This window comes from Algoriphagus sp. oki45, assembly GCF_036245605.1.
GTDB lineage: Bacteria > Bacteroidota > Bacteroidia > Cytophagales > Cyclobacteriaceae > Algoriphagus.
Genome location: NZ_BTPC01000002.1, coordinates 653,593 through 680,501 on the forward strand (window position 1 = coordinate 653,593; position 26,909 = coordinate 680,501).

Sequence of the window (26,909 nt, forward strand, 5' to 3'; positions counted from 1 at the left end):
CCCATTCAATGAATACTTACCTTAAATATTTTGGGATTGCTTTTCTGGTCATTGCCCTAGATCAGGCAGTAAAAATGCTGGTTCATTTTCAGATGGACTTTGGTACTCCGGGACAGATTCCTATTTTCGGAGACTGGTTTAAGCTTCACTACACCACCAACCCCGGGATGGCATTCGGGATGGAGCTGGGATCCGAGTACGGAAAAATGATCTTAACTACCTTCCGTTTGGTAGCCATGGTCGGGATAGGATATTATCTGTCCTATATTATTGATAAGAAAAACCATCCACTATATATCCTATGTATTTCAATGATATTGGGAGGTGCTATTGGCAATTTGGTAGATTCTATTTTTTATGGTGTTTGGCTGGACAATGCACCCTACAATGCACCAACTCCTTGGTTCCATGGGCAGGTAGTGGATATGTTTTACTTTGATATATGGGAAGGATATATACCGGAGTGGGTTCCATTGTGGGGGGGAAGTTATACTGCACTTTGGCCGATATTTAACATTGCCGATGCTTCAATTTTTATTGGAGTGGCAATAATTCTTATTTTCCAAAACAGATTTTTCCCTGAGAAAAAAGAAGAGGCTACTGCCCCTAAAGAAGAGATTACCCCTTGATTTTGGGCAGAAGGAAGGAAGAAAAGGGCCTGAATCGATAAGATTCAGGCTTTTTTTTGAAAAATCCCTTCGTGTCTATCATTTGGAAAGGACTTTTTTAGTACTTTTCAATTTGTGTTTTCGTAGCCATACCTCCAACCTTTCAAAATATAGTCTGAGAATAAATTCGAAGTCTATATAGTATCACTTATGATAGTTAATTCGGATCAACCTTTTCAGATAGTATATTCTATTTTCAGTCATGAATACCTCGGGCTTCTTTTGGAGTCATTTGTTGTGCAATTGGACGAAAAAGGAAGGCTCTCTCTCGCTTACCAAAATATCAGCTCTGCCAATGCCGCAGAATTTGACTCTGGTCTTGATGCTACCGATTACGAATTGATCAAACTCATGGACTCCATGCAGCCTGAAGTGGTGGTCAAGCAATACATGAAAAAGAAGAACATCAAGCCAACAGAATTTCTTCAGAAGATTTATGATCCTAAGACAGAAGATTTGGATATTCAAGGGCTTTTGGCAGAAAATCTGGAGATCAAGCGCTCCAAAATTCTCCCCAAACTGATCGGAAAGCGGCTTTTTGAAATGGGGTCGGATAAATACCCAGCCTGGAAAGAAATTCAGGTTAATCCCGAACCAGCTACGGTTTTGTTTCATTTTCATAAAAACCCGGATAATACCCACTATTGGCCTACCATTAAGCACAAAAACCTAAAACTGGATTGGCAGTACAAAAACGGCTATTTCATCTGCAAAGAGCCGGCTTGGTTGATAGTCAATCAACAGCTTTTTCACTTTGAAAAGGGGATAGACGGAAAGAAGCTACAGGCATTCCTCAATAAGAAATTCATCGTCATTGAGAAAAGGATTGAACCCAATTACTATCGTGGGTTCATGAAAAATCTCATTACCCAATTTGAGGTGGAGGCCAGGGGTTTTGAAATCAAAACTGAGCAGGCTTCCCCGCAGGCACTTTTGGCAATCAGTGAACTTCAGTATAATGGTGGTGAGGATCTTTTTGGTGCCGAATCTTCAGTGCCTGATGAAAGTAAAATAGTCTTTGAGCTACGATTTCAGTACGGAGAATATGATTTTGGAATTCAGTCGGCTGGGGGAGAAAACAGTGGGAATTCGGTCCGCTTGGAAGAGAAAAATGATACATACACTTTTTACAAGACCGTCAGGACTTCTCAGGTAGAAAAAAAATATGAAACCATTCTCAAGAAAAAGGGAATGGCATTTACCCATGGAAAATTCAGTCTTCCAAAAACGCAGGCATTTGAGTGGCTGGGGATAAACGAAGAGTATCTGGAGGAAAACCGGATTCAAATTGTCCAGAAAAATGGCCTTAATGGTAAGACTTATCATTTAGGCAAGGCACAGATTACCATTGAGGTCAATGAAAACATTGACTGGTTTGATGTCAAGGCTATGATCAAGTTTGGGGTTTATCTGGTTCCTTTTGCCAAAATCCGTCGCTTGATTATTTCGGGTAAGACAGAGTTTGAGCTGCCGAATGGGGAGATTGCCGTGATTCCTGCATCTTGGTTCGTCAACTACTCGGAGCTGTTCAATTTCATCGAGGAGCGATCTGCTGATGAGTTGGTGCTTCGCAAGCATCACTTGGCCTTTGCCCGTGAGCTGCAAAATGGGGAGCTGATTAAACTTACCCTTAGCCTGAAATTGGAACGGCTGCGGGAGTTTGATGCGATTGACGACTACGAAATCCCCTCTTCATTCAATGGTACACTGCGTCCCTATCAGCAGGCTGGGTACAATTGGCTTCGTTTTCTTAACGAATATCAGTTTGGAGGTTGTCTCGCAGATGATATGGGTTTGGGTAAAACTGTGCAGGCCTTGGCCTTGCTTTCTTACGAAAAGGAGGAAAATCCCGGCTTTGCTTCCCTGCTTGTCATGCCCACTTCCCTGATTTACAACTGGGAGCTAGAAGCCAGAAAGTTTGCTCCCGAGCTGAAAATCCTAGTCTATTCAGGCACGCAGCGGATCAAAGATCCTTGGAAGTTTCGAGGCTATGATGTGGTCCTGACCTCCTACGGAATTGTACGAATGGACATCGACGTATTGAAGGACTTTTACTTCAATTACATCATTCTGGATGAATCCCAAGCGATTAAAAATCCATCTTCGAATATCGCCGTGGCTGTCAACAAGCTGAAAAGCAAGCGCCGACTCATCCTTACCGGTACTCCGGTGGAAAACGGAACCATGGACCTTTGGTCTCAGATGAACTTTGTCAATCCTGGGCTTTTGGGCAATCAGAATATGTTCAAAAAACAGTTTTTGCTGCCCATCGAGAAGCAAAATGACAAGGACAAGGCTTCGCGTCTTCATGCGATGATCAAGCCTTTTATCCTAAGAAGACTCAAATCTCAAGTGGCCAAAGACCTTCCTGAAAAGCTCACCAATGTGAAGTACTCCGACATGACCGCCGAACAGGAAAAAGTCTATGAGGAAGTGAAGAGCTACTACCGGGAAAAAATCATCGGTGAACTCGCTGTTGCGGGTAGGGGTGCACAGCAATTCACCCTACTTCGGGGCCTGACACAGCTTCGTCAGATCGCCAATCATCCCAAGCTGGTAAGAGAAGATTACAAAGGAGAATCCGGAAAGCTGGAGGATATCACATACATGCTTCAGGAGACCATTTCAGAGGATCACAAGGTATTGGTCTTTAGCCAATTTGTTCGGCACCTGAGTATAGTTCGGGCATTTTTGGAAGAGAATAATATTCCCTATGCCTACCTCGATGGCTCTACTCGGGATCGACAGGCACAGGTGGAGAAGTTCCAAAATGATGATAAGATCAAGGTGTTCCTCATCTCACTCAAAGCCGGTGGCGTAGGTCTCAACCTAACCAAGGCGGAATATGTGTTTCTACTCGACCCTTGGTGGAATCCTGCCGTAGAAGCTCAGGCCATAGACCGGGCCCACCGTATCGGACAGGAAAACAAGGTGATCATCTACAAATTCATCACCCGAGGCTCCGTTGAAGAAAAGATCATGGCCCTTCAGGATCGGAAGCTAGCCCTTGCAGGAGAACTCATTTCCAATGAGGAAAGCTTTATGAAGAGCTTGGATAATGAGGATATTCGGGCATTATTGGATTAAAGTTCTAAAGTTGGAAGGTTGGAAACTTGTAAGGTAAGTCTCCCGCAACTTTGCAACTTTCAAACTTTGTCACTTTACAGCTTTTTTATCAAATTGATTCTCAAGCCTATCCCCCTTTTTCGTGATTTTTAACCATAATTTATTGGAAATGCATGCCTAATCCCCGAGATTATTTTTTAAATTATTTCAGCACTACACCACTACAATTTTCCTGCGCATGCCTAGAGCCAAATCCGATAAAGATCGGAAAATCTTTGTGCTGGACACCTCAGTGATCCTTTACGCACACAACTCCATCATGAACTTTGCCGAGCACGACGTGGTCATTCCGATCACAGTGCTGGAGGAACTGGATCAGTTCAAAAAAGGCAACGACACCAAAAACTTTGAAGCCCGGGAATTTATCCGATTGCTGGACAAGCTGTCCCAAGATCAGCGCATCGATCAGTGGACTCCACTCAACGGAAAGACCAAGGGCAATTTCAAAGTGATGATGAACCATCCAGAAAACGAGCGAAATGCCATTGAAATCTTCGGAGAGGAAAAAAATGACCACAAAATCCTCAACGTGGCTGTCCACCTTCAGGAGACGGAAAAGTCCCGAAAGGTCATTTTGGTATCCAAGGACATCAACCTTCGTCTCAAAGCCAAATCCTTAAACGTCCATGCCGAGGACTACGAAACGGGCAAAATCAAAAACATCACCGAGCTCGAAAATACCGGAAAATACGTCATGGAGTCGGTCGATCCCGAGGCGATCAATAAGCTCTACGAGCAGGGGTATATTGAGGCAAAGCACGTATTGGGTACCCGAAAGAGAAAGTCCAATGCCTACTACATCCTCAAAAGTGATAAAAACTCCGTGCTGGCATTTTACAATTCAGAGGAAAATGTCTTGGAGCGGGTAGATAAAAGGCTAGCTTACAATATCAAGCCCAAAAATGCCGAGCAGACTTTTGCTCTTCATGCCATCATGAATCCGGCAATCAAATTGGTCTCTATCCAGGGGGTAGCAGGAACAGGGAAAACGCTACTTGCTTTGGCAGGTGCACTTGAACAGCGTCGGGAATACAAGCAGGTCTTTTTGGCCCGACCCATTGTGCCTCTTTCCAACAAAGACATCGGATACTTGCCGGGTGATATTAAGTCCAAGCTCAATCCTTATATGGAGCCACTTTGGGACAACCTGAAGTTTATCCAAAATCAATACAAGGAGACCGACAAGGAATACCAAAAAATCACCGAACTGGTCAATCAGGAGAAGCTGGTCATACAGCCTTTAGCTTACATTCGCGGACGGTCGCTTTCCAATATTTTCTTTATTGTGGATGAGGCGCAAAACCTGACTCCGCATGAGATCAAAACGATCATCTCCAGAGCAGGTGAAAACACCAAAATCATCTTCACAGGTGATGTTTTCCAGATCGATACGCCCTATTTAGATTCCCAATCCAACGGCTTGTCGTACCTCATCGATCGGGTCAAAGACCATCCGCTCTATGCCCACATCAAGCTGGAGAAAGGTGAGCGGTCAGAACTGGCCAATTTGGCAAATGAGTTGTTGTAAATACGATTAAAATAGTCTTCAAAAAAAATAGTCCCGTATTCATTGGATTCGGGACTATTACTATATGGATTCAATAAGACTGCCTACTTCCTCACTTCAGAATATTCCTCAATCAGGCTGACCATCTTTTTGGTACTTTCATTCAGCGCATCGGAGATTTCCTTCATTTCCTTCCATTTGATATCGGTGCCTCTCTGGGCGATATAGGTGTTCGTATTCATCAGTTCGGCAAACCAATTGGTAATGATAATCATGAGTTGGGAGAGGTTGGATCGGCTGTTTTGGATTTCCAAAGGAGGTTTGAAAAAGAAAGTGGTAACCAAATCCAACAATCCCACCGAACCAAAGGCAATGGCCAAAATGGTCTTGTCGTGGGCTGCAAAATAAATGGAAGTCGCAATCAGCCCAATTCCTAGAATAAATGCAGTGATATACATAGCCATGATGTAATTGTAGGCCCGTGTCGCATCTTTGACCACCAGCTGAAGGGAGCTTTTTATGCTCATTATTGTCTCATAGGTATTTTCCATGTTTCGGGTATAGAGTTCAGATACCCGGATTTGTGTCTTTACCTGGTCTTCGTTTAATTTTTTTCCATTTTCAGACTTCAGGTAGTCAGTTTCCCTGGCTTTTGCAGAAACTTCTTTGATTAGGGTCATCAGCGGGAGTAGGGTCTCTTTGTCCTCTTGTGATAAATTGGGGTCTTCCGAGGCCAGCTTATCCGCTTCTTCGTTGACTAGCATCAGATTTTTCAGATAGTCAAAGGCTAAGGCTTTATTTTCCATAAGGTGCTAGGTTAAGTTTTTGAAAAAAGAGAATTCAGTACTAAAGGAAATCGAAAGCTTCGCAAAAAGTCATCATTCTCATTCCTGGATCGAGTTAAGTTAATGATTTTTAGTGATTTGAATCCATGTTGCTTTTTCTCCTGGCGGTCAGAATTCTATTCTTTCAGGATTATACTTAATGTCTGTCACCTCCAGTTTCAGCCAGGTCCAATCTCCCGAATCCAGCCTCCAGGTAGAGGTCATTTTTGAAGGAACTCGGATTCCTTCATATGTGCGATATTCCTGAATATCCATAATCCATTCTGTTCGCTGTGCATCTGTTTCATTGCCTCGGTATCTGAGAGCAGAGAAACGAGTGACTTCTCCCCCCTTATTGAAGAAGAAAGTACCACTGCCTGAAGTACCTTGAAATTCTAATGTGGCTTTGGCCGAGTGGCTATCAATAGGCTCCCAACGGACATGCGGACTGAGTGCAAGAGAAGGAAACCAGACCATCTCTCCCAAGAATCGCTGCAGAGAGCCTTCATCCAATTTTTCTCCCTTTTCATTTACGATTGGTATCAGAGAATTGAGTTGAATCAGCATCTCACCCTTTCCTTCTTCAAATTTATCCCTGCCTCGAAAGTTCAAAAAAGAGTTCATCCGGGCATCCACCACCCAGATGAAGGCCGGAGGATTCATACTGGTATATTGCTCTGCAGTCGCTTCCATCCATTGATCCTTGTCCGGGCTCATTTGCATTTCTGCAATTTGGGATACCTGAGCTCCAGACAAATAGGGTTTTCCTAGCATTCCCGACTGTCGAATCCAACGAGAAACCGGTTCAGGAAGGTTCTTCAGGTCTTCTTCTTTGACTGATTGGGTTTCGGAAGGATTGCTTGCCCGGACGATTTGGAGAGTTTGATTTTCTACCATTTTCTGAAAGCGGAATTGCCCCCAATTCATCAACGCGATGATTAAGATGAGAAGGTTTGGGAGTGTTCCGATTTTGGCATCTTTCCAGAAGATAAATACCAAAACCTGAGAAATCACCACCCCAATCAAACCGATCAACCAAGAATACTTGGACTGATAAAGGTACATTAGCCCGTAAATCACCAAAAGGATTGTGGTAAGTAGCCAAAGAATACCCATGGGTTTGGAAATAGGCAAGGTCAGTTCTCTAATTTCCCTAATCTGAAATGCTTTCAGAAAGCCCAAAAGGTGAATTAATCCATGAAGGATAATCAATATGAAAAAGAGGATTTTCATAATAGCAGGGTCTTTGGTTCGCTATCATTTTCAGCAAGATTTTCTCCGCCGATTCCAAAAGGCACTTTTTGAAATTATTGAAAATCAACGGTTTTGTCCAGAGGATAGGGGAAAATGTCATTTTCTCGGATCAAAAAACTGGAAAAAACCCTGAAAGACAGCTTGCGAATTCCTAGTAATTCCTGATTTTATTTCAAAACATGGTAGGCCAAAAGCTTTTGCACTTCATAGACATTGACCGATTTGTTGAACTGCTTTCGAATACTGGGTGCAGCTTCACTCGATATCCAAATTTTGAGCTCCGCATCCAGATCAAAGGTTCCGGTAGTTTCAATACTAAATCTGGAAATGCTCTTGTAGCTCACCGAGGTGTACTCTTTTTTGCTTCCTGTCAGACCCTGCACATCCACTAAAATCAGCCGTTTGGTAGTGAATATAAATGTATCTCGGACCAGCTTGAAGCCAAGCTCTATAGTTTCCCCTTCTGTTAGAAGTGGTCCGTATTTTTGGAAAAGTTCTTCCTGAGGCACTGCACCTGCATTTCCTAAAAGAGCTGAGAAAAGTCCCATAATTAAGGTTGGTTTAGAGAGGTTTTATTCTGCGTGGGGAGCTGGAGTCGGATTAAAGTCCCCACTCCGATTTTTGAGTCAATTTCCAGTTTCCCTCCGATAGTTTCCATTCTCTTTTTGATGTTATACATCCCACTTCCCTGAGAGGCCAGAGAAGTGTCAAATCCTTCCCCATTGTCTTTGATTTCAATTTTTCTCGCCACCCCGTTTTGATAGATTTTCACAGAAAGTTCTGTCGGCTTAGCATGCTTAATGGCGTTGTTGAGGCATTCCTGAATTACTCGAATTAACACCAGCTTTTGGTCTTTTGCCAGCTGATTGAATGACTGGTCTGATTCAATCCCGGTTTTGCAAAAACCAGTGGATTCAATTCTGTTCAATTGACCGGAGATGAAATCGTCTACCGAGATGCTTTCTACCCAATCCAGATTCAGGGATTTGGACAGGCTTCGGACTTCTTGGATGATTTGGTTCAAAAACTCTTTGCCCTCAGCCTGTCTTTCCGGCTTGGTGGAGTTTAGATTGAGTTTGGCGAGAGATAATAGCTGACCGATATTGTCATGAAGCTCCCTTCCGACATGCGAAAGGGTTTCTTGCTGGATTTCGTTTTCGATATCCGAAAGCATTTTGTCGTAATCTGCTTTGAGCTGCTTGAGTTTTTCCTGATTTTGTACTTGCCTCTGCCTATGCAGGACCACAATAGCCACCACAAACAGGGACATAAAAAATGCGAAGAATATTCCTCCAAAAAGGATAAGGATAAATTGGCTTTCCTGTTCAGACATGAATGATTTCTAGTTCAAATCTTTGCTTAATTACTTGTGAATAGATCCCAAAACAAAGGAGGAAGTTACAAAGCAGGGACATATGTCTTGGAATCTCAGATACCATGTAATACAATTCTATATGGTTGGTATACAAGTAAACATAAGATATATAAATCATGAATGAGGAGGAAATATAGAATAAAATAGTCGTGGTAATCCAGAAGCTGAAGGATTTCAAAGGATTGATTGCCAAATTCTCGTCCATGGTAATCAATTCAAAAAAATACAAACTGCAGGATGAAAGAATAAACACGGTATTTACTAAAGCAATGTATTCTCCTCCATCATGAAGGGAGGCAATGCCGTTAAAATGCAAAGCTCCAGAAATCAGCAATAATGCTGCAATGAAATACAGGACTATTCTTCGGTGAATTTTCTTCTTTAATAAACTTCGGATTAAAAGCAAAAAGAGAATTGAACCTATATGGCCATTAAAAATATTGTATACCCAATGGTTATTAATTTGTTGAGCAGCCAATATGCTTGCCAAAAATTCGTAGAAGGCTATATGAAGCAAGATTCCCAAGGAATAAACCATTGTTGGATTGGTTTTATCCTCTTTCTTAAGAAATAAAAAACCAATCCAACCCGCTATTCCGAAAAATAGCATCAGCTTCAGGTAATGGTCAGACCTTTCAAAAAGAACCTGTAATGTGGTTTCGTCTATTCGCATTTTGGAGGGCACATTTGTCCTCTATCGAAATATTCATCTCCATTTAGCGTGGCCATCCTAGAATCGCCTGAATAGATAGGAGAGAATACCAATCCCAGTCTCCCTACATACTTGTCTGAATCGCTGCCATAATATTTCTTGGCCACTTCTTCTGTGTATTCTGTAAAGTGAAATTTGATTCCTGTTACTCCTTCTTGTCCCAAAGCCTCCATGATATCTTTTTTAGAATAGGAAATCCAGTTGGTCTGATCGTCAATATCTTTGTTTTTATCTTTTCCAGCCTTTCCTTTTTTGATTTCCTGGTCATACTTGGCTTTCATTTGCTCAAAGTCTTCTTTGCTGATTTTCATGGTTGTCTGATAAAGTGTTGTTAAGTTTTAGATTCCAAAATATAGTTGAATTTTATCCCACAAAAAAAAGGAGCAGACCATCATCTGCTCCTTTCTTGTTTATTTTGTTTGGATCAAGCTGTTTTCTTGGCGTCTTTTTGTCCGGCCTCTTGCTCGATTTCTTTTTTCATCAAGTCAACTACGATTGGAGTCGCGATGAAAATAGAGGAGTAAGTACCCACACCGATACCTACAAAAAGAGCGAAAGAGAATCCTCTCAATACTTCCCCGCCGAAAATCAACAACACAATCACTACGATCAAAGTAGTAAAGGAAGTGATCAAGGTACGCCCCAAAGTCTGATTGATGGCATCATTAAATACCTTCACCAGTTTGTGAGTGCCTCTGTTTTCGATATTCTCCCGGATTCGGTCAAATACAATCACGGTATCGTTGATGGAGTAACCGATTACGGTCAATACCGCAGCGATGAATACCTGATCGATCTCAAATGTAGCTCCAAATGCACTGGCAATAGCAAAAGCAGCAATTACGAACAGCGTATCGTGAATCAAGGCCACAATGGAACCCAAAGAGAACTGCCATTTTCTAAATCTCAACAAGATGTAAAGGAAGATAGCAATCAATGCCACCATCATTGCTTCCAATGAAGAAGCCTTGATGTCGTCAGCTACTGTAGCTCCTACTTTGGAAGAGCCGGTGATTGCAAACTGATTTTCTGCAAGCAATTCAGCGTTTTCGATAAAGCTGAATCCAGTCACGTTGGCAATTCCTTCCTTCACTTTGTTTTCCACTTCCAAGTTTGAAGCATCGTCGTCTTCGTTGATCAGGTAAGAAGTGGTTACTTTCAAGACATTATTGGAGCCATAAGTCTTTACTTCCACAGAACCGTCAAACTCCCCATCCAAGCCGACTTTCAGGTCGGATGGAACCATGGGCTGATTGAATTCTACGATGTAAGATCGACCTCCTGAGAAGTCAACGCCGAATTTCAATCCATTGATGGCTGCGATAGCCAAACCGATGATGATAATCCCTGTGGAGATCAGGTAAGCTACTTTTCTCTTGCTCAAGAAATCAACCTGAAGGGCAGAAAGTGCATTTTTAGCAAATGGAGCAGAGAAATTGATGCTGCTCTTGTCGCCTTTTTTGGTCATCCAGGATACAATCACCCGAGTGATGAATACTGCGGAGAAGAAGGAGGAAGCAATACCAATCATCAATACAATCGCAAAGCCTTTAACTGGTCCCTGACCCAAAGAGTAAAGAATAGCACCAGTAAGGAAGGTAGTCACGTTACTATCCAAGATGGCAGAGAAGGCTTTGTTGTAACCTGAGTTGATCGCTGCAAGCAGTCCAGCTCCGTTTCTCAGTTCTTCTTTGATTCGTTCAAAAATCAATACGTTAGCATCGATCGACATACCAATGGTCAATACAATACCGGCGATACCAGGCAAAGTCAAAGCAGCGCCTAGCTGAGCCAGAATACCCAGAATAAAGAAGATATTGAATACCAGTGCTGCAATAGCTACCAAACCACCCTTGGTGTAATAAGCGATCATGAACAAGACCACCAAAACCAAACCGGCTACCATGGAAATAATACCTTGGCTTTGAGCTTCTTTACCCAAAGTTGGGCCGATGATGCTTTCTTCTACGATCTGAGTCGGAGCAGGAAGAGAACCTGACTTAAGGATGTTGGCCAAATCTTGAGCTTCCTGAAGAGAGAAGTTACCGGAGATTTCAGACTGACCGTTTGGAATTTCACCGTTTACTACCGGAGCTGTGTATACATAGTCATCCAATACCACGGCAATTCTTCTGCCTACATTTTCTGAGGTAAGTTTTCTCCATTTTCTAGCACCTTCTGCATTCATCTGCATGGATACTGCAGGACGGGAGGTCTGATCCAAAGTCTGTCTGGCATCGGTAACCACATCCCCTTCGAGAGGAGCCTCATCGCTTCCTCTTGCCGTTTTTACAGCATAGAGTTCGATGATTTCTGTACCGTCTTCAGCAGTTACGGGCTTCACACCCCAGAGAAGCTTGAGGTCACGAGGCAAAAAGGCTTGGTATCGCTCGTTTTTCAAGATTCGATTCACTGCCAAAGTATCTCTCACATCGTAAACCAAACCATAATTCGCTTTCAGCAGGCTGATTACAGGAGAAACGTCGTTGTTTGGATTTAGGGGATCCAGTTCCTGAAGTTGCTTTTCCAAAGCATTTTTCAGAGAATCTTCAGGAGATAAATTCTCATCGACTTCAGGCTCTTCTTCGGTAGTAGTTGCTTTTTGGTCAGCCACCCAGGTTGAGTTGATGGTTTCGATAGCTCCACCATATTCGTTGAGCTCCAATACTTCCCAAAACTGAAGCTTAGCCACACCCTGCAAAAGGTTTCTTACTCGCTCCTGATTGTCAGCACCAGGCAATTCGATCTGGATTCTGCCAGAACCTGCGATTCTCTGGATATTGGGCTGAGAAGTACCAAATCGGTCGATACGAGTTCTTAGGATATTAAAAGAACGGTCGATGGCATTTTCTACCTCAGTATTGATGATATCGAGGATTTCAGAATCAGAAGACTCAAGAGAAATTCTTCCTCTATTGGCAGCAGTTGCAAAAATGCTGCTTAGGTTTTTACCTGGGTTGTTTCTTTGCCATGCTGAATAGAAGAGGTCCGCAAAAGGTGAATTGGAAGTTTTGGCCTCCTCTCTGGCTTCTTCTACTGACTTGTTGAATCCTTCATCTCTTGGATTGCCGGCGATACCCTTGACGATCTCAACAGGAGATACTTCCAAGGTCACGTGCATACCGCCCTGAAGGTCAAGTCCCAAGCCAAGTTCGGTTTCTTTTACTTCTTGGTAAGTAAAATCGGCGCCAAGAAAACTGTAAACAGGCTGTCTCCAGATAGAGTCTAGGTAGGCTCTTCTTTTCCCGAAATCAATATTCCCATTGGTATCCGTAGCATATTCAGTTGCTTTTTGTTGGATCCCATTGGATACGAAAGTGAATGACAGATAATACAGACAGAGCGCTGTAATGACCACTGTCAAAAACACAATGATGCCTTTGTTTTGCATAAGGTATAAGTAATTGTTGTTAAGAAATACGTGAGAATGGTCTTTCCGAAAAGGAAAGAAAGCGGGTGTCAGCTAAAAAAATCAGGGGCCTTTGGTGGAAATAATCCGCTCGAAAAGCGTTTCCACAAGAGAATTGGGAATGGAGGCAGAGACTGCCTGAAGAGTAGGGAGCTTCAGTTCAAAACTGAAAATCTGATAAATCAGGTATAGTACCGTGTCCGCCACTTGTACAGCAAAAGGGACTACCGCATCCAAAGCTACACTGATGATAGTTTGGTCAGGATTTTCGGCAGTTTGTTCTGTATTTACCTGATCAGCAGCACTGGGAAGATATTCTACACTCGACACAAAAAAGCACAAGAATAGCACCAGCAACATGGTTAGCCGCTGTTTCCATAAGTTTGAGGATGTGCCGAAGTTCTTTTTCATGCGCGGCAAATATAGAGAATAATTATAATCTAAGCGATCAATGCCTTTTTTTTTGACTTAGGTAGAGGATTTGGCTCTTAAGTAGGTACGGATTACATCCAAGGCTCTTTCAAAGCTTTGATTGTTTGGGACGATCAAGTCAGCCTCATTTTTGAATGGCTTGATGTACTTTTCGTAAGTGGGCATCACGTGCATTTCATACCGATAGAGCACATCATCCAGATCATAGCCCCGCTCTACCTTGTCCCGGATGATTCTGCGCTTGAGCTTGATGTGATCTTTAGCATCGATAAAAATCTTTAAATCCAGCAAATCAGCTAATTCCGGGTAATACAAAACAAAAATACCTTCAACCACCACTACAGGAGCAGAATTGAAGGTGAGCATTTTCGGTTTTTTAGCTGCGTTGTTGAACGTATATTCTTCCCGATAAACCGTCTCTCCCTGTTGGATTTTGCGGATATCACAGGCATACTGCTCAAAATCTATGCTGTGAGGAGTATCGAAATTATGCACGCCCTGAGCATCAATCGGCTGTAGATGACGGGGCTTGTAATAATTGTCCTGAGAGATGAGACATACTTCACCGGGATCAAAACTGCTGAGCAAGCGCTCCAGAAAAAGGGTCTTTCCCGAGGCCGAACCTCCTGTGATACCGACGATGAAGGGTTTTTTCATGAGGGACAAAGTTAATTCATTTTGGGATTACTCAGAATTTTCTTTGGCTCAGGAATTCAATTAATGATTTTACCGCTTTTCCTCTATGACTGATTTGGTTTTTTTCTTCCAAAGTCAATTCCGCAAAAGTCTTTTCAAAGCCCACAGGTCGAAAAACAGGGTCATATCCAAACCCTCCATAGCCTACTTTTTTATCCAGAATTTCCCCCTCTGCTACCCCTTCAAATGCATACTCTTTTTCTCCAAGAATCAAGGCAATCACCGTCCGAAACCGCGCTTTTCTATTTGAGTGATTACTCATTTTTTCCAAAAGCAACCCAATATTCCGCTCGTCACCTCGTGGCTCCCCGGCAAATCTTCCCGAATACACCCCCGGAGCGCCGTGCAGAGCTTCCACTTCCAAGCCCGTGTCATCAGCAAAACAATCCACTCCATAGTGCTCCTTGACATATCGGGCCTTCTGAAAAGCATTGGCATCAAGCGTATCTCCCGTTTCGGGAAGTTCTTCGTTGCAACCGATTTCTTCAAGCGAAACAAGGGTGTATTTTGGGCCTAAGGCAGCTTTTACCTCCTCGATTTTCTTTTTGTTGTTGGTAGCAAAGCAGATTTTCATGGCTTGGAGGGGAAAAGGGAATGGGTATTTGATTTAAAAGATGAAGGTAAGATACTTTTCAAAAGAGGAAAACTTTCGTTTTTCTTCTTTTCCACAGGGAGATTCAGTCCTGAAATAAAAAAATCTATCTTCCCATCCGATTGAGAGACTTCGATCTTTCTATTTTAGAAGCCAAAATCATCAGATTGTCATGAAAAAAATCACGGTTTACTGCGGGTCCAAAAAAGGGAATGGATCCATTTACGAGGCTGGAGTCAGGGCCTTGGCTCAGGAGATGATCAAAAGAGATCATTCTTTGGTGTACGGAGCAGGCCGAGTCGGTTTGATGGGGGTAATCGCAGATGAAATGCTGGCTGCGGGAAAGGAAGTCCTGGGAATCATTCCCCAAAAACTGGTAGACCGCGAGGTAGCACACACCGGATGTACTGAGCTCATCATCGTCGAGACCATGCGGGACCGAAAGTGGCTGATGGCTGAGCGTGGAGATGGGTTCATCGCCATGCCGGGAGGTATCGGCACCCTTGAGGAGCTTTTTGAAATCATGACACTCAATCAGCTCCACTATATCCAAAAGCCCTTGGCGCTATACAATGTCAACGGTTACTATGACAAGCTGATCGATTTTCTCAATCATGCCATGGAGGAGGGCTTCCTCTATCCCGAGCAGGAGGATTTGATTATCATCTCCGATGACCCGGTGGAGCTTTTGGACCAAATGAGTGCCTATCGGTCCCCAAGACCGGCTGATTGGTAGACTTTTACCCTTCATTCATGGGCAAAAAAAAGAAAAACAGGATTTTTCAGGACATTCTATTTCACTTTTCCATTTTTTGGAGGAGAAATAGTATTTTTGCCCAAACCCTTGATTGAATGATCGATAAGCTGTTTCCTTTGGACAAAAATTATATTTTGCGGCAAGCTCAGTTTGCTCTGGAGGAAGAACTGCTTGATCAGATGGTGTATGAATTGAAAAAGTCCTACACGCATCTTTACAATCCTCTTAGGCTTATGGATGAGACCTATGAGCGGATTTTGGATACCTTCGAATATCCCTCAGACAGGATCCGATTGATTTACAGACAGCTCTGTGGAATCTATCGGTTCAAAAACGGGGACAATCAACTCGAACTACTTTTTGATGGTAGAAGTCATTTTGACAAATTCAAGGAAGAATGGGAATCCACCTTCCTCTCTTGGGTCAAAAATCTCGGACATCACGAGCAATATGTCAAGACCATGCTGAGAATGACCCTACTTTTCGATACAGAATCCCGTGCCGAATGGGCAGAGAATCACTGCAAGGCATTTATCAATCAGCATTTTGAGCTGAAAGTGGTAAAAAGGCAAGGAGAGCTGAAGCTCAAAGTGGGTTGAGGTAAGAAGATCCTGTTTTGGATAGTTTCTCAACCATGGACTTGGGAAGCTGATCAAGTGATTCGTCTTTTAACCAAATCAAAATAACTCCGTTTTTCCCGGCCTCACCGTATTCTGCAACAGCTTCAGGAGTCCTGAGTACTTTCATTTCTTTGATTTGATCTGGGTTTATTCCTCCTCCGATTTCCTTGCTATTGTATTCCCCCTTGAGCTCTCCTAAAAAAATCACAAAAAGCGGATCTCCAATATTTTCAGCAGTAGACACACATCGGGTTTTGATCACCACCGTTTTGCCATCGGTATCCTGTCCAAAGGAAGGAAGTGAGGCAAATGCCAATACGAAAAGAAAAAGAAGTCCGCTTTTTGTCATGGGTTTAAAAGTTGGGACTGAGAAGGTACTTGCTGTAAAACTCATCGATAGCTTTGACCGCTTCCGTAGCATCATCGACCACGGTAAACAGATCCAAGTCCGATTCGCTGATGTAATTGGGGTCTCCTCTCAGCAAGGTCTTTTTGATCCATTCCACCAGTCCTCCCCAGTAATCTTTGCCTACCAATACGATCGGGAATCGACCGATTTTGTTGGTCTGGATGAGGGTAAGTGCTTCAAAGAATTCATCCAAAGTCCCAAAACCTCCCGGCAGAACCACAAAGCCCTGGGCATATTTTATAAACATAACCTTGCGGACAAAGAAATAGTCAAAGGTTAATAACTTGTCTCGGTCTATATAAATGTTGTTGAATTGCTCGAAGGGAAGCTGGATGTTTAACCCTACGGACTTGCCCCCCTCAGAATAGGCCCCCTTATTTCCTGCCTCCATAATACCCGGTCCACCTCCGGTGATCACGCCATATCCGTGGCGGACCAATTTTGCGGCGATTTCTTCGGCGATTTGATAGTATTCGTGATCTCGGGGTGTCCTTGCTGACCCAAAAATGGACACGCAGGGGCCTATTTTGGCCAACTTTTCGAAGCCTTCCACAAATTCCGACATGACTTTGAAAATTGCCCAGGAATTTTCGCTTTTTATTTCACTCCAATTTCTTTCCTCAAACGCTCTTCGGATTCTTTCTTCCGACTTTTTCTCATCGATATGACTCATCTTGTCTTTGTTTAACACATTAAAAAAACGATTCCCAATCTATATTGGTCATTCTTTTTGACTAATGTCTTGTAAAAAGCTGTAAATCAGAACAAAAAAATCTTTGTTCGGAAGAATTTATCCGCCTTTTCTCACCCTAACTTTGCCCAATATTCACATCGTATGAGTCTGGTAGAGAAGGCCCGGGCAGTTCAGGAATTATTTTCAGAACTGGAGGAGGAAGCAAAGACATTTCATCAGGAAGGAGGGCTAGGATGCCTATCGGGCTGCGGGTTTTGCTGCTCCAACCCCAAGGTGCCAGCGTCACCTTTGGAGTTTTTGCCGCTGGCATTTGATCTGGAGTCCAAGGGAATCGCAGATGAAATCGCCAAACAGTTGGCAATGGAAGAAGAACCGGGTTCCTGTGTGGTATATCGTAAACTCAGTGAGGATGGCAAAAAGGGCTTTTGTGGCAATTATTCTCAAAGAGGATTGATCTGCAGATTATTTGCCGCTTCTGCACGCAGAAACCAAAAATCAGGGAAAAAAGAGCTGATCACCTGCAAACCACTGAAAGAAGAACGGGCTGAAGCCTATCGAATCGTATCCGAAAAGATTAACGATACCATGGAAATTCCCATGGCCTCTCAATGGTACACGCGGCTTTCGGACATCGACGATCATCTCAATCAGCTTTATCCGATCAATCAGGCGATTCTGCTTGCTTTGGAGCTGGTTTTGACCTACAGATTTTACACCCAAGAAGAAGAACGAGCTTCCCTTTAATTTTTTTGATGAAGGGTTTTGGCTTATATTCGATTTCAGTTTAGCCTACAATTTACTTTCAGCCATGATCAATGTCGGGGAAATCATCAAGACCCTCAGAGGAATAGTCGAAGCTCGAATAGGGCTGATTAAAGAGGAAATCCAGGAAGAATTTTTGGGTTTTCTTTCCCGTCTGATTTTATTGGTGATCATTGGGAGCCTGCTACTGCTGGTTTTTTTGTTTTTGTCTCTTTCTTTGGCCTTTTTTCTTAGTCAGCTTACCCAAAGTCCTTATTTGGGATTTTTGATCGTGGCGCTAATGTATTTGTTGACCGTCTTGGTACTTTATCTGAGTAGGGATTCATTGAGGTTGCGACAGCGAACAGAAGGTGCTTTGAAAAACTTTTTCTCCAACATAAAAAACGAGAAAACTACCGATGAGTAAGGAATTGGAAAAAAGGTCTGAAGAACTGGAACAGACCCTCAACAAGCAGCTCGAGTTGCTTAAAAAAGAATCTGAAGACTGGTTGAAAGTCGGAGCAGTGGTTGCTACCGGTGCTCTTTTGGCCTTTGCGGTGGTGAAAGCAACCCGCAGGAAAAAGCAACATAAGACTCAAGAAGCCTTGGAAGTTTTGGATCGGGAAGGCTTACTCAATGAGGATATCCGTAGGAGGCTTACCGAACCCAAGAAATCCACTTTTTGGCCTACTTTGTCTCAGCGGGTTTTGATTTTGGGCTTGGCTTTGGCCAAAGACAAAATCTACAGTGCTCTTTTTGCCAAGCCTGAGGAAGAAAAACAAAGTGAAGAAAGTTAAAAAACTTCTTGACAACCTCTCTAAATCAGGCAAAAAAGGCGTCGCTTGGCTGATAGACCCGGAAAAGGGAATAGACAATCGATTAAAGGGGTCCCATGATTTATGTGATTTAGATTTAATTCTCGTAGGAGGGAGCTATTCCACTGGAGAGGGCTTGGATGAGCTGATCCGTGAAGTCAAAGAATTGGTTTTGGAGGTTCCCGTGTGCATTTTCCCGGGCTCTCACGGACAAGTTTCCCGAGAAGCGGAAGCTTTGCTTTTCTTATCCTTGCTTTCCGGGCGCAATCCGGAATACCTGATTGGTCAGCAGGTGCAGGCAGCCCGTCAAATTCATGAATCCGGGCTGGAAGTGATTCCCACGGCTTATATTCTTGTCAATAATGGGGAATTGCTCAGTGTACATTCAGTCAGCCAAACTCTTCCTTTGCTCAATTCCCAAGTAAGGCTTGTGGCCGACACTGCCTTGGCCGGAAAGTTTTTGGGATTGAAGTGCTTCTATCTGGATGCGGGCAGTGGGAGTAGTGTGGCTGTAAGTCAGGAAGTGATTTTTGAAGTTAAGTCCCTAATTAAAGACCCTCTGATTGTCGGTGGAGGATTGGATTCCAGACAAAAAGTGAAAATGGCATTTGATGCGGGAGCGGATTTGGTGGTCTTGGGAAACAGGGTCGAAAAAGACCCGGAATTTCTTAAGGAGATATTGCAACTCAAGAAAGCTTACAATTACTCATTGGAAGCTAATTAAAGAATCTCTTCTTCTCATTTTACCCGCGGGCACCCCATACATCATCTTGAAGCGCCTGCAGAAATAGGCCGTGTCTTTGTACCCGACTTCTTTTCCGATATCCCGAATGGACTTTTTGGAAGTGCGAAGCAATTCTACCGCTGCTTCCATACGTTGGTATTCGATGTAGTCCTGGGGGTTGATTCCTGTCAACATTTTGAAGTATTGGCCCACATAGTCTTCCGACACATTGGCTACCTGAGCGAGTACTTTATTGGATAGATCGCCGTTGAGATTGGTTTTGATATAGTTGAAAAGATCGATTAGCCTTGGGTCTTTGAAATAGGTGGCGTTGGTGGATAGCTCTTCGGTGAATAGTCGGTTTTTCAAAATATGGCGTAGCAGCTCTATCATCAGCACTTCCGTGAGTGATTTGAGTACCCGTTCTTTTCCCACCGTTCCGTTTTCCAGTTCTTTCACGATATCCTCGATCAGCGTGGCAATCCTGTCATTGAACCGAATAATGAAGGGTGGAATATCCAGGGAATTAAAAAAGTTAACCACATCGAATACCTTCGATTCAAAATTGATCAAGGAGATGCAGTCTTCATCTATGCTTTTGATGTCTTTGAAGCTGATGCTTTGCAGGTATTTTCTTTTGGAGTCCGAAAACTGCTCAAAATCCATCTCGGCTCTTTTACTGCTGCTTCCTATAGTAAGGACTGTTTTTCTTCCTTTAGGGAGAAAAAGAATCTCTCCTTCATTGACCAGCTCCTGATCTTCTCCGAATTTTAGGTTTCCATGGTGCAGCAAGATCAAGGCATTTTCATTTTCCTGATAATCGTTAACCTTTACTGCCTTTTCTACCCGGTAATTATTGCCTTTCAAAAAACGGATGTGTACGGATTCAATGATTTTATTGTAATAATCCATGGAGTAAGATTTAGGTAGAAGGTAAAAATATCACTTTTCCAGAAAAGAACTGGAATATATTTTTCGAAAAGTCATGAAAATAAAAAAAAGGGCATAATTTTTTTGAATTATACCCTTTTTTGCGCGCTTTGGATTTAATTATTTCAGTACACCACGAGAGATCACGATTTTCTGGATTTCTGAAGTTCCTTCATAGATCTGGGTGATTTTGGCGTCTCTCATGAGTCGCTCCACATGGTATTCTTTTACGTAGCCATAGCCTCCATGCACCTGAACCGCTTCTACGGTCACATTCATAGCTACTTCCGAAGCATACAGCTTGGCCATGGCCGAAGCATGGGCGTAGTCTTCACCCTGATCTTTTAGCCATGCGGCTTTGTAAACCAGAAGTCTCGCAGCTTCTATCTGTGTGGCCATATCGGCAAGTTTGAACTGAATAGCTTGATGCTGACTGATCGGTTTGCCAAAGGCTTTTCGCTCTTTGGAATAGGCCAAAGCCAATTCATATGCTCCTGCGGCAATTCCTAAGGCTTGGGCAGCAATTCCTATTCGCCCTCCATTGAGTGTCTCCATGGCAAAAGTGAAACCAAAACCTTCGGCACCAATCCGATTTTCAACAGGTACTTTGACATCGGTAAACATAAGCGAGTGCGTATCTGATCCACGGATGCCGAGTTTATCCTCTTTTTTTCCAATTACAAATCCTTCCCAGCCTTTTTCCACGATGAATACGGAAATGCCTTTGTGCCCTTTTGAAGGATCGGTTTGGGCGATAACCAAGTAGATACTCGCTGTATTCCCATTGGTGATCCAGTTTTTGGTTCCGTTGAGCAGGTAGTGGTCACCATTGAGTTCTGCAGTAGTTCTTTGTGAGGTAGCATCAGATCCGGCTTCGGGTTCTGAAAGGCAAAATGCCCCGATCAATTCTCCCGTAGCCAGTTTGGGGATGTACTTTTCTTTTTGGGCATCGGAGCCGTATTTTTCCAAGCCCCAAAGGACGAGGGAGTTATTCACGGACATGGAGACGGAGGCGGAGGCATCTACCTTAGATAGTTCTTCCATAGCCAATACGTAGCTGAGCGTGTCCATTCCTCCACCATTGTACTTCGGGTCGGTCATCATGCCCATGAAGCCTAATTCACCCATTTTTCGGATTTGTTCTGTGGGAAATTTGGCTTCTGTGTCCCGGTCAATCACGCCGGGAAGTAGTTCGCTCTGAGCAAATTCTCTCGCTGCTTCCCTTACGGCCAGATGCTCTTCGGTCAATTGGAAATTCATAGAAGTAGTTAAATTATCGGGTGTTATATTCTTGGCGAAAAGATAGCCAAAAAAAGAAAAGGGGCAAAAATGCCCCTTTAGTAAACTTATTTTTTCTTAGAATTAATCCCTGTTGCCAAAGAAAATCATAATGTAATACGCGAGAGTAGCCAGAGAAGCTAGCGCAGCTACTACATAAGTCATCGCCGCCCACTTGAGCGCGTCTTTGGACATGTCGTATTCATCTCGGGTGACCACATTTCGGTTTTGTACCCAAGCCAATGCTCTGTTGGAAGCGTCAAACTCCACAGGAAGTGTCACCAAAGTAAACAAGGTCATCACTCCATAAGAGCCTACCACAATGTATCCAATCAGAGGAACAGGAAGTCCAAGTGCAAATCCTCCCAAAAGGGAGGCGATCAAAACCACATTCAGGATTTTCCCGGATATGTTTTGAATGGGTACCATGGCAGAACGGAAGTTGAGCCAAGTGTAGGATGTCGCATGCTGCACGGCGTGACCGCATTCGTGTGCGGCAACTGCAGCGGCGGCGGCATTTCGGCCGTAGAATACATCCGGAGAAAGATTCACGGTTTTGTTCATAGGGTTATAGTGGTCGGTCAGTTGACCTTCCACACAGACCACCTGCACATCATGAATATTATTGTCTGCAAGCATGAGCTTGGCTATTTCAGCACCTGAGAGATTGGCCTGAAGAGGCGTCTGAGAGTACTTTTTGAATTTGCTTTTCAGTCTGCTGCTGACCACAAATCCTAGGATGGCAAATACAACTACGATGAGTATTATCATGGTTTAGGTAATTTATTCGGGATTGAATACGAAGTTAGTCCTTGTCAGGTTTAATCCAAGCGGGAATTCTCATCATCGCCAGCCAACTTATCAGACCCAAAATCAACATAAATACGAGTTGGGTTCCATGAATAATGGCAGCGAAGATTTTTCCGTCTGTCTCTGACACTCCCAACTGGATCAAAATGTACGCCACGAGTGCGTGAAAGGTCCCAATCCCCCCTTGCACAGGGGCTACCATGCCAATACTCCCCATCACCATGACTAAAAGGACTTCTCCCGGTGTCAAATTGGCAGTGCTTTCTATAGCCAACGACACAAAGTACATGGTAAGAAAGTAAATGACCCAAATGGCAACTGAAGTAATCCAGAATCCGGCAGGATTGCTCATTTGGGAAATGCTTTTCACTCCGGAAAAGATCTGCCTGAAAAAGCCCTGAAGCTTGTTGATCAAGCCGTGGTTTTTAAATTTTCGGAAGAGAAAGTAGAAAAACAAAATCAAAACAACCCCTCCTCCTAGAACTATGGGAAGGTTGTTCCCCAGTTTTTCTCCTAAAGAATTCACATTGACAAGGCCTGAAAAGAGCTCCAGAAAAAGTTGGTTTTCCAATAGGAAGGCCAATGCGATGGTGCCAACCAAAAAGAGCAAGTCGATACTTCTTTCTACAATCACTGTCCCCAGTAGATGCCCCAAGGAAACTCCATTGGTGCGGGTGAGAATCCCACAGCGGGCGACCTCTCCGGCTCTGGGCACGAGGAGATTGGCCAAATAGCCCACCATGACTGCATGATAGGATCGGGTTGGATTGATAGGAATTCCCTCTTCTTTTGAGATCAATAGTGTCCATCTCCAGCCTCTCAGCCAAAATCCAACCCAAGAGATCAGTAAAGAACCACCAATCCAAAACCAATTACTTGTCTGCAACTGATTCCAGAGGCTGGAAGCGTCGATATCTTTATACAAAAACCAAAAAATCCAAACAGCAATCCCCAAAGAGATTGCGATTTGGATTCCTTTTTTCAGTGTTGGGTTCATTAGATTAGCCTATTCCTTTCATCTGGGAAGATAAGGACGGGTTGGTATTTTTTGGCTTCTTCCAGTTCCATTCCTGCATAAGAGATAATGATGACTATGTCTCCCACGGCAGCTTTGCGGGCTGCTGGTCCATTCAAACAGACCTGGCCGCTGCCTCTTTCTCCTTTGATCACATAAGTTTCCAGTCTTTCGCCATTATTGACGTTGACGACTTGGACTTTTTCATTTTCAATGAGATGAGCTGCGTCCATGAGGTCCTCATCAATTGTAATCGACCCTACGTAATGAAGCTCCGCTTGGGTGATTTTCACCCGGTGGATTTTGGATTTAAGAATTTGGATTTGCATTGGTTTAGTTTTTCCGGCGCGAAATTAAGGAATTATCGGCAGGTTGTCGATCAATCGTATTCCTCCCAAATAAGCTGCGACACAGATGGAGGATTTTTTCTCCTGGTTGAATTCTGTCTGACTTTCAAATGTATCGGGGTGGACCAATTCGAAATAATCCAATTTGGCTAAAGGAACCTGCTGAAAATCCCTTTCGATTTCCTTTTGGACTTGCAACCAAGATTTTCCATCAAAAAGTTCTCTTTTGGCTTTTTCCAGACTTTGAATGAGGATTAGGGCTTGGATTCTTTCCTCAGGATTTAATCTGAGATTTCGGGAAGACATTGCCAACCCATCTTCCTCTCTGCGGGTAGGCACGATTTCCAGTTCGATGGGAAATGAAAGGTCTCGAACCAATCTTTTGATGATGGCAACTTGCTGAAGGTCTTTTTGCCCAAAAAACGCAACATGAGGTCGGATAAAGTGAAAAAGCTTGGACACTACGACACCCACACCATTGAAGTGGCCGGGCCTGAATTCACCTTCCAGGACTCGCTCGACATCTCCAAAATCCAGCTTGAGCTCGGCTTTCTCGGGATATATTGTGTTTACCTCTGGGACGAATACGTAATCTACCCCTGCGGATTCCAGTTTTTCCAAGTCGTCCCCTAAGGTATTCGGGTATTTTTTAAAATCTTCCGGATTGTTGAATTGGGTAGGGTTGACAAAAATGGACACTAGGGTGATGTCTGTGTTTTGCACCGATTTTTGGACCAAATCCAAGTGCCCTTGATGCAGTGCTCCCATGGTGGGAACAAACCCTATTCTTTCGTTTTTCTGGAGGTGACTGAGCCATAGCGGATTCCACTCAGCGGGGGTATTTATTCGTTTCACGGGAAGGCAGTATTTCGGCCAAATTGGGGCAAAACTAGATTAATATCCAGAATTACAAGGCTTTTAGGCTTTTTTTTATTACCTTTGTACCGTTGTTTATCACTTTAATTAAAATCCCACAAGTATGTCCAAACTACGTATTCTCTACGTCGCCAGTGAAATCAACCCTTTCTTACAAACTTCTGAAGTAGCCAATTTCTTACGAACTCTCCCTCAAGCCATGCAAGAGCGTGGAATGGAGATCCGTATTTTGGTTCCAAGATTTGGGTTGATCAACGAAAGAAAAAACCGACTTCATGAAGTAGTGAGGCTCTCCGGGATCAATATCGCAGTAGGCGAAGAGGAAAAACCACTCGTCATTAAGGTGGCTTCCATCCCTAATGCCAAGCTTCAAGTGTACTTCATTGACAATGAAGACTATTTCCAAAGAAAAAGCGTTTTCCATGACAAGCAGGAGAAATTCTACGAAGACAATGATGAGAGAGCCATTTTCTTCTGCAAAGGGGTGATCGAAACTGTGAAGAAGCTCGGTTGGGCTCCGGATATCGTGCATTGCAACGACTGGATGACTTCCCTGATTCCGATGTATCTGAAGACTACCTACAAAAATGATCCGCTATTTAAAGACACCAAAACTGTCTTTGGGATATATTCCAATGGATTTTCCCATACCTTTGGCGACGATTTGTTAAACAAGGTTAAGATGGTGGACATAGATGACACTATTTTAGCACCTTTGAAGAGCAAAGACTTCACCGGATTCATCAAGTTGGGTATGGAATATGCCGACATGGTCATCAAGGGTCAGGATGTCTCTGCCGAACTAAACCAACTCATCGAGGATTTCTCAAAAGATAAAAAGTTTGAAATCAGTATTGAAGAAGAGCAGCAAGCTCATGAAGAGTTATACGGCATCTACACCAGTCTCGCCGGTTAAATGGGCCTTAATGGCCCTGATTTCCCTTATTTTCCTTAATTCTTCCTGCAGCGATCCTTCCCGGATCGGTATCGAATTATCTCCTGATAATAACCAAATCGGTGTTTTTTATCGGGAGTTTGCTTTGGATGCCCAGATGATTCTGTTGGACTCGTTCAATACGACCAACTCCACCATCTTACTAGCAGGTCATGAGCAGGATGATCTTTTTGGGGTGACTGAGGCCACCGCCTTCAGTAGAATGTTTTTGGATGTGACTGAGGACAGACCTAGAAACGATGCCATTTTGGACTCGACATTCTTCAGTCTGGACGTGGTCAGTGTCAATGGTTCTAATCTCGATCAGCCCAAGAAGTATTCTGTTCATCAGCTTACTGAGCCGATTTTGGATACCCTGTATTACAATTTTGATCGGCTGGATTACCAAACGACACCTTTCGCAGAGGTAGAAGCGACCTTTGGAGAGGTGAAGGATACTACTTTGGTGTTCCCTGTGGACGAGACCTTTGCAGGTGATTTCTTCGTCAGACTTAGGAATTCCCGTGAATTCCAGACTCTTTTCGAATTCAGGGATTATTTTCCAGGTTTTGCGTTGCAAGCTCGTGAGGGGGATAATACTTCTATTGGAGTTGCATTGGGGGGAAATACCAGCCTGACCTTTTATTTTCACTATGCAGGGGATACCACGGCTACTGCTTTTTCCATTACCACCTTTTCTTCAAGAAGCTTCAATGGTGTGAAATCTGATCGTTCAGGCACTCCCTCACAAGTCATTGTTGATCGGGGAAAAACCTACGATGTAGGCCCAATAGTCGGAATGAAATCGGGATTAGCTATGGCCCTGAAAGTGGATACCAGTCCAATTGATGCTTTCTTGGATACGCTCAGTGGCGTGACTTTCAATCAGATCAATCTGAATATAGGTCCTATAGAGGCACAGGATGAGGATAACAATCCCATTTCTGCCATGGTGATGAAATTCATCGATTCTGAAAACAGAATTTTGCTAAGTTCACTTCCGGCCAAAAATGAATTGCATGTCCAAGGTGACGGACAGCCACAGGTAATTGAGGATGAGAATGGGAATATGGTACCCAATAATTTCTTTGCCTCGGCAGCGGTCCTTCAGTACGATTCGGAGAATAAAGAATACCGGACCCGAATTACTTCTCATGTCAATGCCATCTTTAGGGGGCAGCTTCAGCGACAGGATTGGTTATTGTTTGCTGAGACTCCAACTCAAGGAATTGAGTTTAGAAGGTCCATGCGCCAATACAAGATCAATAAGGATAAGATCAAGGTTCAGGTGATTTACTCCAGAACTAGGTAAACAATCGATTTCAAAGAAGTCCCAATAATCCACTTTCTGATTTTATGGAAGT

29 protein-coding genes are annotated in these 26,909 nt (G+C 43.4%); 11 read left to right on the top strand and 18 right to left on the bottom strand.

All coding sequences use genetic code 11. The features are described 5' to 3' along the window. Positions 1 to 8 precede the first annotated feature (8 nt). The 3 genes from AAA942_RS12315 (at position 9) to AAA942_RS12325 (ending at position 5,322) form a co-directional block, all read left to right on the top strand. Entirely contained in the window at positions 9 to 629 is a 621-nt protein-coding gene (locus AAA942_RS12315; RefSeq protein WP_338220573.1) for a lipoprotein signal peptidase, read from the top strand. 189 nt (positions 630 to 818) lie between these two features. Next, a complete protein-coding gene (locus tag AAA942_RS12320) occupies positions 819 to 3,755 on the top strand; it encodes a DEAD/DEAH box helicase (RefSeq protein WP_338220574.1) in 2,937 nt (978 codons plus the stop codon). A 217-nt stretch (positions 3,756 to 3,972) separates the two neighbouring features. Further along, a complete protein-coding gene (locus AAA942_RS12325) occupies positions 3,973 to 5,322 on the top strand; it encodes a PhoH family protein (protein WP_338220575.1) in 1,350 nt (449 codons plus the stop codon). 83 nt (positions 5,323 to 5,405) lie between these two features. Here AAA942_RS12325 and AAA942_RS12330 read toward each other — a convergent pair whose 3' ends face one another. The 10 genes from AAA942_RS12330 to AAA942_RS12375 form a co-directional block, all read right to left on the bottom strand. Then, positions 5,406 to 6,107, bottom strand: a complete 702-nt coding sequence (locus tag AAA942_RS12330) for a hypothetical protein (RefSeq protein ID WP_338220576.1) — start codon at positions 6,105 to 6,107, stop codon at positions 5,406 to 5,408. 147 nt (positions 6,108 to 6,254) lie between these two features. After that, positions 6,255 to 7,358, bottom strand: coding sequence for a DUF6544 family protein (locus tag AAA942_RS12335; protein WP_338220577.1), 1,104 nt, complete (start codon positions 7,356 to 7,358; stop codon positions 6,255 to 6,257). Between the two features lie 188 nt (positions 7,359 to 7,546). Next, a complete protein-coding gene (locus tag AAA942_RS12340) occupies positions 7,547 to 7,927 on the bottom strand; it encodes a PH domain-containing protein (RefSeq protein ID WP_338220578.1) in 381 nt (126 codons plus the stop codon). A gap of 2 nt (positions 7,928 to 7,929) precedes the next feature. Next, positions 7,930 to 8,712, bottom strand: coding sequence for a sensor histidine kinase (locus AAA942_RS12345; protein WP_338220579.1), 783 nt, complete (start codon positions 8,710 to 8,712; stop codon positions 7,930 to 7,932). Further along, positions 8,705 to 9,427: a hypothetical protein gene (locus AAA942_RS12350; RefSeq protein ID WP_338220580.1), complete on the bottom strand. Its 723-nt coding sequence runs from the start codon at positions 9,425 to 9,427 to the stop codon at positions 8,705 to 8,707. Before AAA942_RS12350 ends, AAA942_RS12345 begins: the two co-directional genes overlap by 8 nt. Further along, positions 9,418 to 9,777, bottom strand: coding sequence for a molecular chaperone DnaK (locus AAA942_RS12355; RefSeq protein WP_338220581.1), 360 nt, complete (start codon positions 9,775 to 9,777; stop codon positions 9,418 to 9,420). The genes AAA942_RS12350 and AAA942_RS12355 overlap by 10 nt, the downstream gene beginning before the upstream one ends. 113 nt (positions 9,778 to 9,890) lie before the next feature. Continuing rightward, positions 9,891 to 12,857 (bottom strand): protein translocase subunit SecDF, encoded by a 2,967-nt coding sequence (gene secDF, locus AAA942_RS12360; RefSeq protein ID WP_338220582.1) that lies wholly within the window; start codon positions 12,855 to 12,857, stop codon positions 9,891 to 9,893. Between the two features lie 81 nt (positions 12,858 to 12,938). Beyond that, positions 12,939 to 13,286 (bottom strand): hypothetical protein, encoded by a 348-nt coding sequence (locus AAA942_RS12365; RefSeq protein ID WP_338220583.1) that lies wholly within the window; start codon positions 13,284 to 13,286, stop codon positions 12,939 to 12,941. 57 nt (positions 13,287 to 13,343) lie between these two features. After that, positions 13,344 to 13,964 carry a uridine kinase family protein gene (locus AAA942_RS12370; protein ID WP_338220584.1) on the bottom strand — a complete coding sequence of 207 codons (621 nt, stop codon included), beginning with the start codon at positions 13,962 to 13,964 and terminating at the stop codon, positions 13,344 to 13,346. Between the two features lie 31 nt (positions 13,965 to 13,995). Then, positions 13,996 to 14,577, bottom strand: a complete 582-nt coding sequence (locus AAA942_RS12375) for a non-canonical purine NTP diphosphatase (RefSeq protein ID WP_338220585.1) — start codon at positions 14,575 to 14,577, stop codon at positions 13,996 to 13,998. A gap of 190 nt (positions 14,578 to 14,767) precedes the next feature. On the opposite strand from AAA942_RS12375, the gene AAA942_RS12380 reads away from it, so the two are divergent. Together AAA942_RS12380 and AAA942_RS12385 are read left to right on the top strand one after the other, a co-directional pair. Next, complete coding sequence (locus AAA942_RS12380; protein WP_338220586.1) at positions 14,768 to 15,331, top strand: LOG family protein; 564 nt, start codon at positions 14,768 to 14,770, stop codon at positions 15,329 to 15,331. A 116-nt stretch (positions 15,332 to 15,447) separates the two neighbouring features. Beyond that, positions 15,448 to 15,951 carry a hypothetical protein gene (locus AAA942_RS12385; protein WP_338220587.1) on the top strand — a complete coding sequence of 168 codons (504 nt, stop codon included), beginning with the start codon at positions 15,448 to 15,450 and terminating at the stop codon, positions 15,949 to 15,951. Here the strand turns inward: AAA942_RS12385 and AAA942_RS12390 are convergent. Both AAA942_RS12390 and AAA942_RS12395 read right to left on the bottom strand, forming a co-directional pair. Further along, a complete protein-coding gene (locus tag AAA942_RS12390; RefSeq protein WP_338220588.1) occupies positions 15,938 to 16,321 on the bottom strand; it encodes a hypothetical protein in 384 nt (127 codons plus the stop codon). The genes AAA942_RS12385 and AAA942_RS12390 overlap by 14 nt on opposite strands. Positions 16,322 to 16,325: 4 nt before the next feature. Beyond that, positions 16,326 to 17,054 (bottom strand): LOG family protein, encoded by a 729-nt coding sequence (locus AAA942_RS12395; protein WP_338220589.1) that lies wholly within the window; start codon positions 17,052 to 17,054, stop codon positions 16,326 to 16,328. Positions 17,055 to 17,216: 162 nt separating this feature from the next. Here AAA942_RS12395 and AAA942_RS12400 point away from each other — a divergent pair, with 162 nt between their 5' ends. The 4 genes from AAA942_RS12400 to AAA942_RS12415 all read left to right on the top strand — a co-directional run bounded on the left by AAA942_RS12400 (position 17,217) and on the right by AAA942_RS12415 (position 19,355). Further along, positions 17,217 to 17,819, top strand: a complete 603-nt coding sequence (locus tag AAA942_RS12400; RefSeq protein ID WP_338220590.1) for a YkgJ family cysteine cluster protein — start codon at positions 17,217 to 17,219, stop codon at positions 17,817 to 17,819. Between the two features lie 64 nt (positions 17,820 to 17,883). Next, positions 17,884 to 18,243, top strand: a complete 360-nt coding sequence (locus tag AAA942_RS12405) for a phage holin family protein (protein ID WP_338220591.1) — start codon at positions 17,884 to 17,886, stop codon at positions 18,241 to 18,243. Continuing rightward, the gene (locus AAA942_RS12410; protein ID WP_338220592.1) at positions 18,236 to 18,613 is read left to right on the top strand and encodes a hypothetical protein; all 378 of its coding nucleotides are present in this window, start codon (positions 18,236 to 18,238) and stop codon (positions 18,611 to 18,613) included. The genes AAA942_RS12405 and AAA942_RS12410 overlap by 8 nt, the downstream gene beginning before the upstream one ends. Further along, positions 18,600 to 19,355, top strand: a complete 756-nt coding sequence (locus AAA942_RS12415) for a geranylgeranylglyceryl/heptaprenylglyceryl phosphate synthase (RefSeq protein WP_338220593.1) — start codon at positions 18,600 to 18,602, stop codon at positions 19,353 to 19,355. Before AAA942_RS12410 ends, AAA942_RS12415 begins: the two co-directional genes overlap by 14 nt. Here the strand turns inward: AAA942_RS12415 and AAA942_RS12420 are convergent. The 6 genes from AAA942_RS12420 to panC form a co-directional block, all read right to left on the bottom strand. Then, a complete protein-coding gene (locus AAA942_RS12420; protein ID WP_338220594.1) occupies positions 19,338 to 20,267 on the bottom strand; it encodes an AraC family transcriptional regulator in 930 nt (309 codons plus the stop codon). The genes AAA942_RS12415 and AAA942_RS12420 overlap by 18 nt on opposite strands. A gap of 138 nt (positions 20,268 to 20,405) precedes the next feature. Beyond that, the gene (locus AAA942_RS12425) at positions 20,406 to 21,545 is read right to left on the bottom strand and encodes an acyl-CoA dehydrogenase (RefSeq protein ID WP_338220595.1); all 1,140 of its coding nucleotides are present in this window, start codon (positions 21,543 to 21,545) and stop codon (positions 20,406 to 20,408) included. A gap of 102 nt (positions 21,546 to 21,647) precedes the next feature. After that, positions 21,648 to 22,334: a zinc metallopeptidase gene (locus tag AAA942_RS12430; RefSeq protein ID WP_338220596.1), complete on the bottom strand. Its 687-nt coding sequence runs from the start codon at positions 22,332 to 22,334 to the stop codon at positions 21,648 to 21,650. A gap of 34 nt (positions 22,335 to 22,368) precedes the next feature. Continuing rightward, complete coding sequence (locus tag AAA942_RS12435; RefSeq protein WP_338220597.1) at positions 22,369 to 23,370, bottom strand: lysylphosphatidylglycerol synthase transmembrane domain-containing protein; 1,002 nt, start codon at positions 23,368 to 23,370, stop codon at positions 22,369 to 22,371. Beyond that, entirely contained in the window at positions 23,370 to 23,717 is a 348-nt protein-coding gene (panD, locus tag AAA942_RS12440) for an aspartate 1-decarboxylase (RefSeq protein ID WP_338220598.1), read from the bottom strand. Before panD ends, AAA942_RS12435 begins: the two co-directional genes overlap by 1 nt. 24 nt (positions 23,718 to 23,741) lie before the next feature. Continuing rightward, positions 23,742 to 24,590 carry a pantoate--beta-alanine ligase gene (gene panC, locus AAA942_RS12445; RefSeq protein ID WP_338220599.1) on the bottom strand — a complete coding sequence of 283 codons (849 nt, stop codon included), beginning with the start codon at positions 24,588 to 24,590 and terminating at the stop codon, positions 23,742 to 23,744. 124 nt (positions 24,591 to 24,714) lie between these two features. Here panC and AAA942_RS12450 point away from each other — a divergent pair, with 124 nt between their 5' ends. Both AAA942_RS12450 and AAA942_RS12455 read left to right on the top strand, forming a co-directional pair. After that, positions 24,715 to 25,527: a glycogen/starch synthase gene (locus AAA942_RS12450; RefSeq protein WP_338220600.1), complete on the top strand. Its 813-nt coding sequence runs from the start codon at positions 24,715 to 24,717 to the stop codon at positions 25,525 to 25,527. Further along, entirely contained in the window at positions 25,487 to 26,857 is a 1,371-nt protein-coding gene (locus AAA942_RS12455) for a DUF4270 family protein (protein ID WP_338220601.1), read from the top strand. Before AAA942_RS12450 ends, AAA942_RS12455 begins: the two co-directional genes overlap by 41 nt. Positions 26,858 to 26,909: the final 52 nt, after the last annotated feature.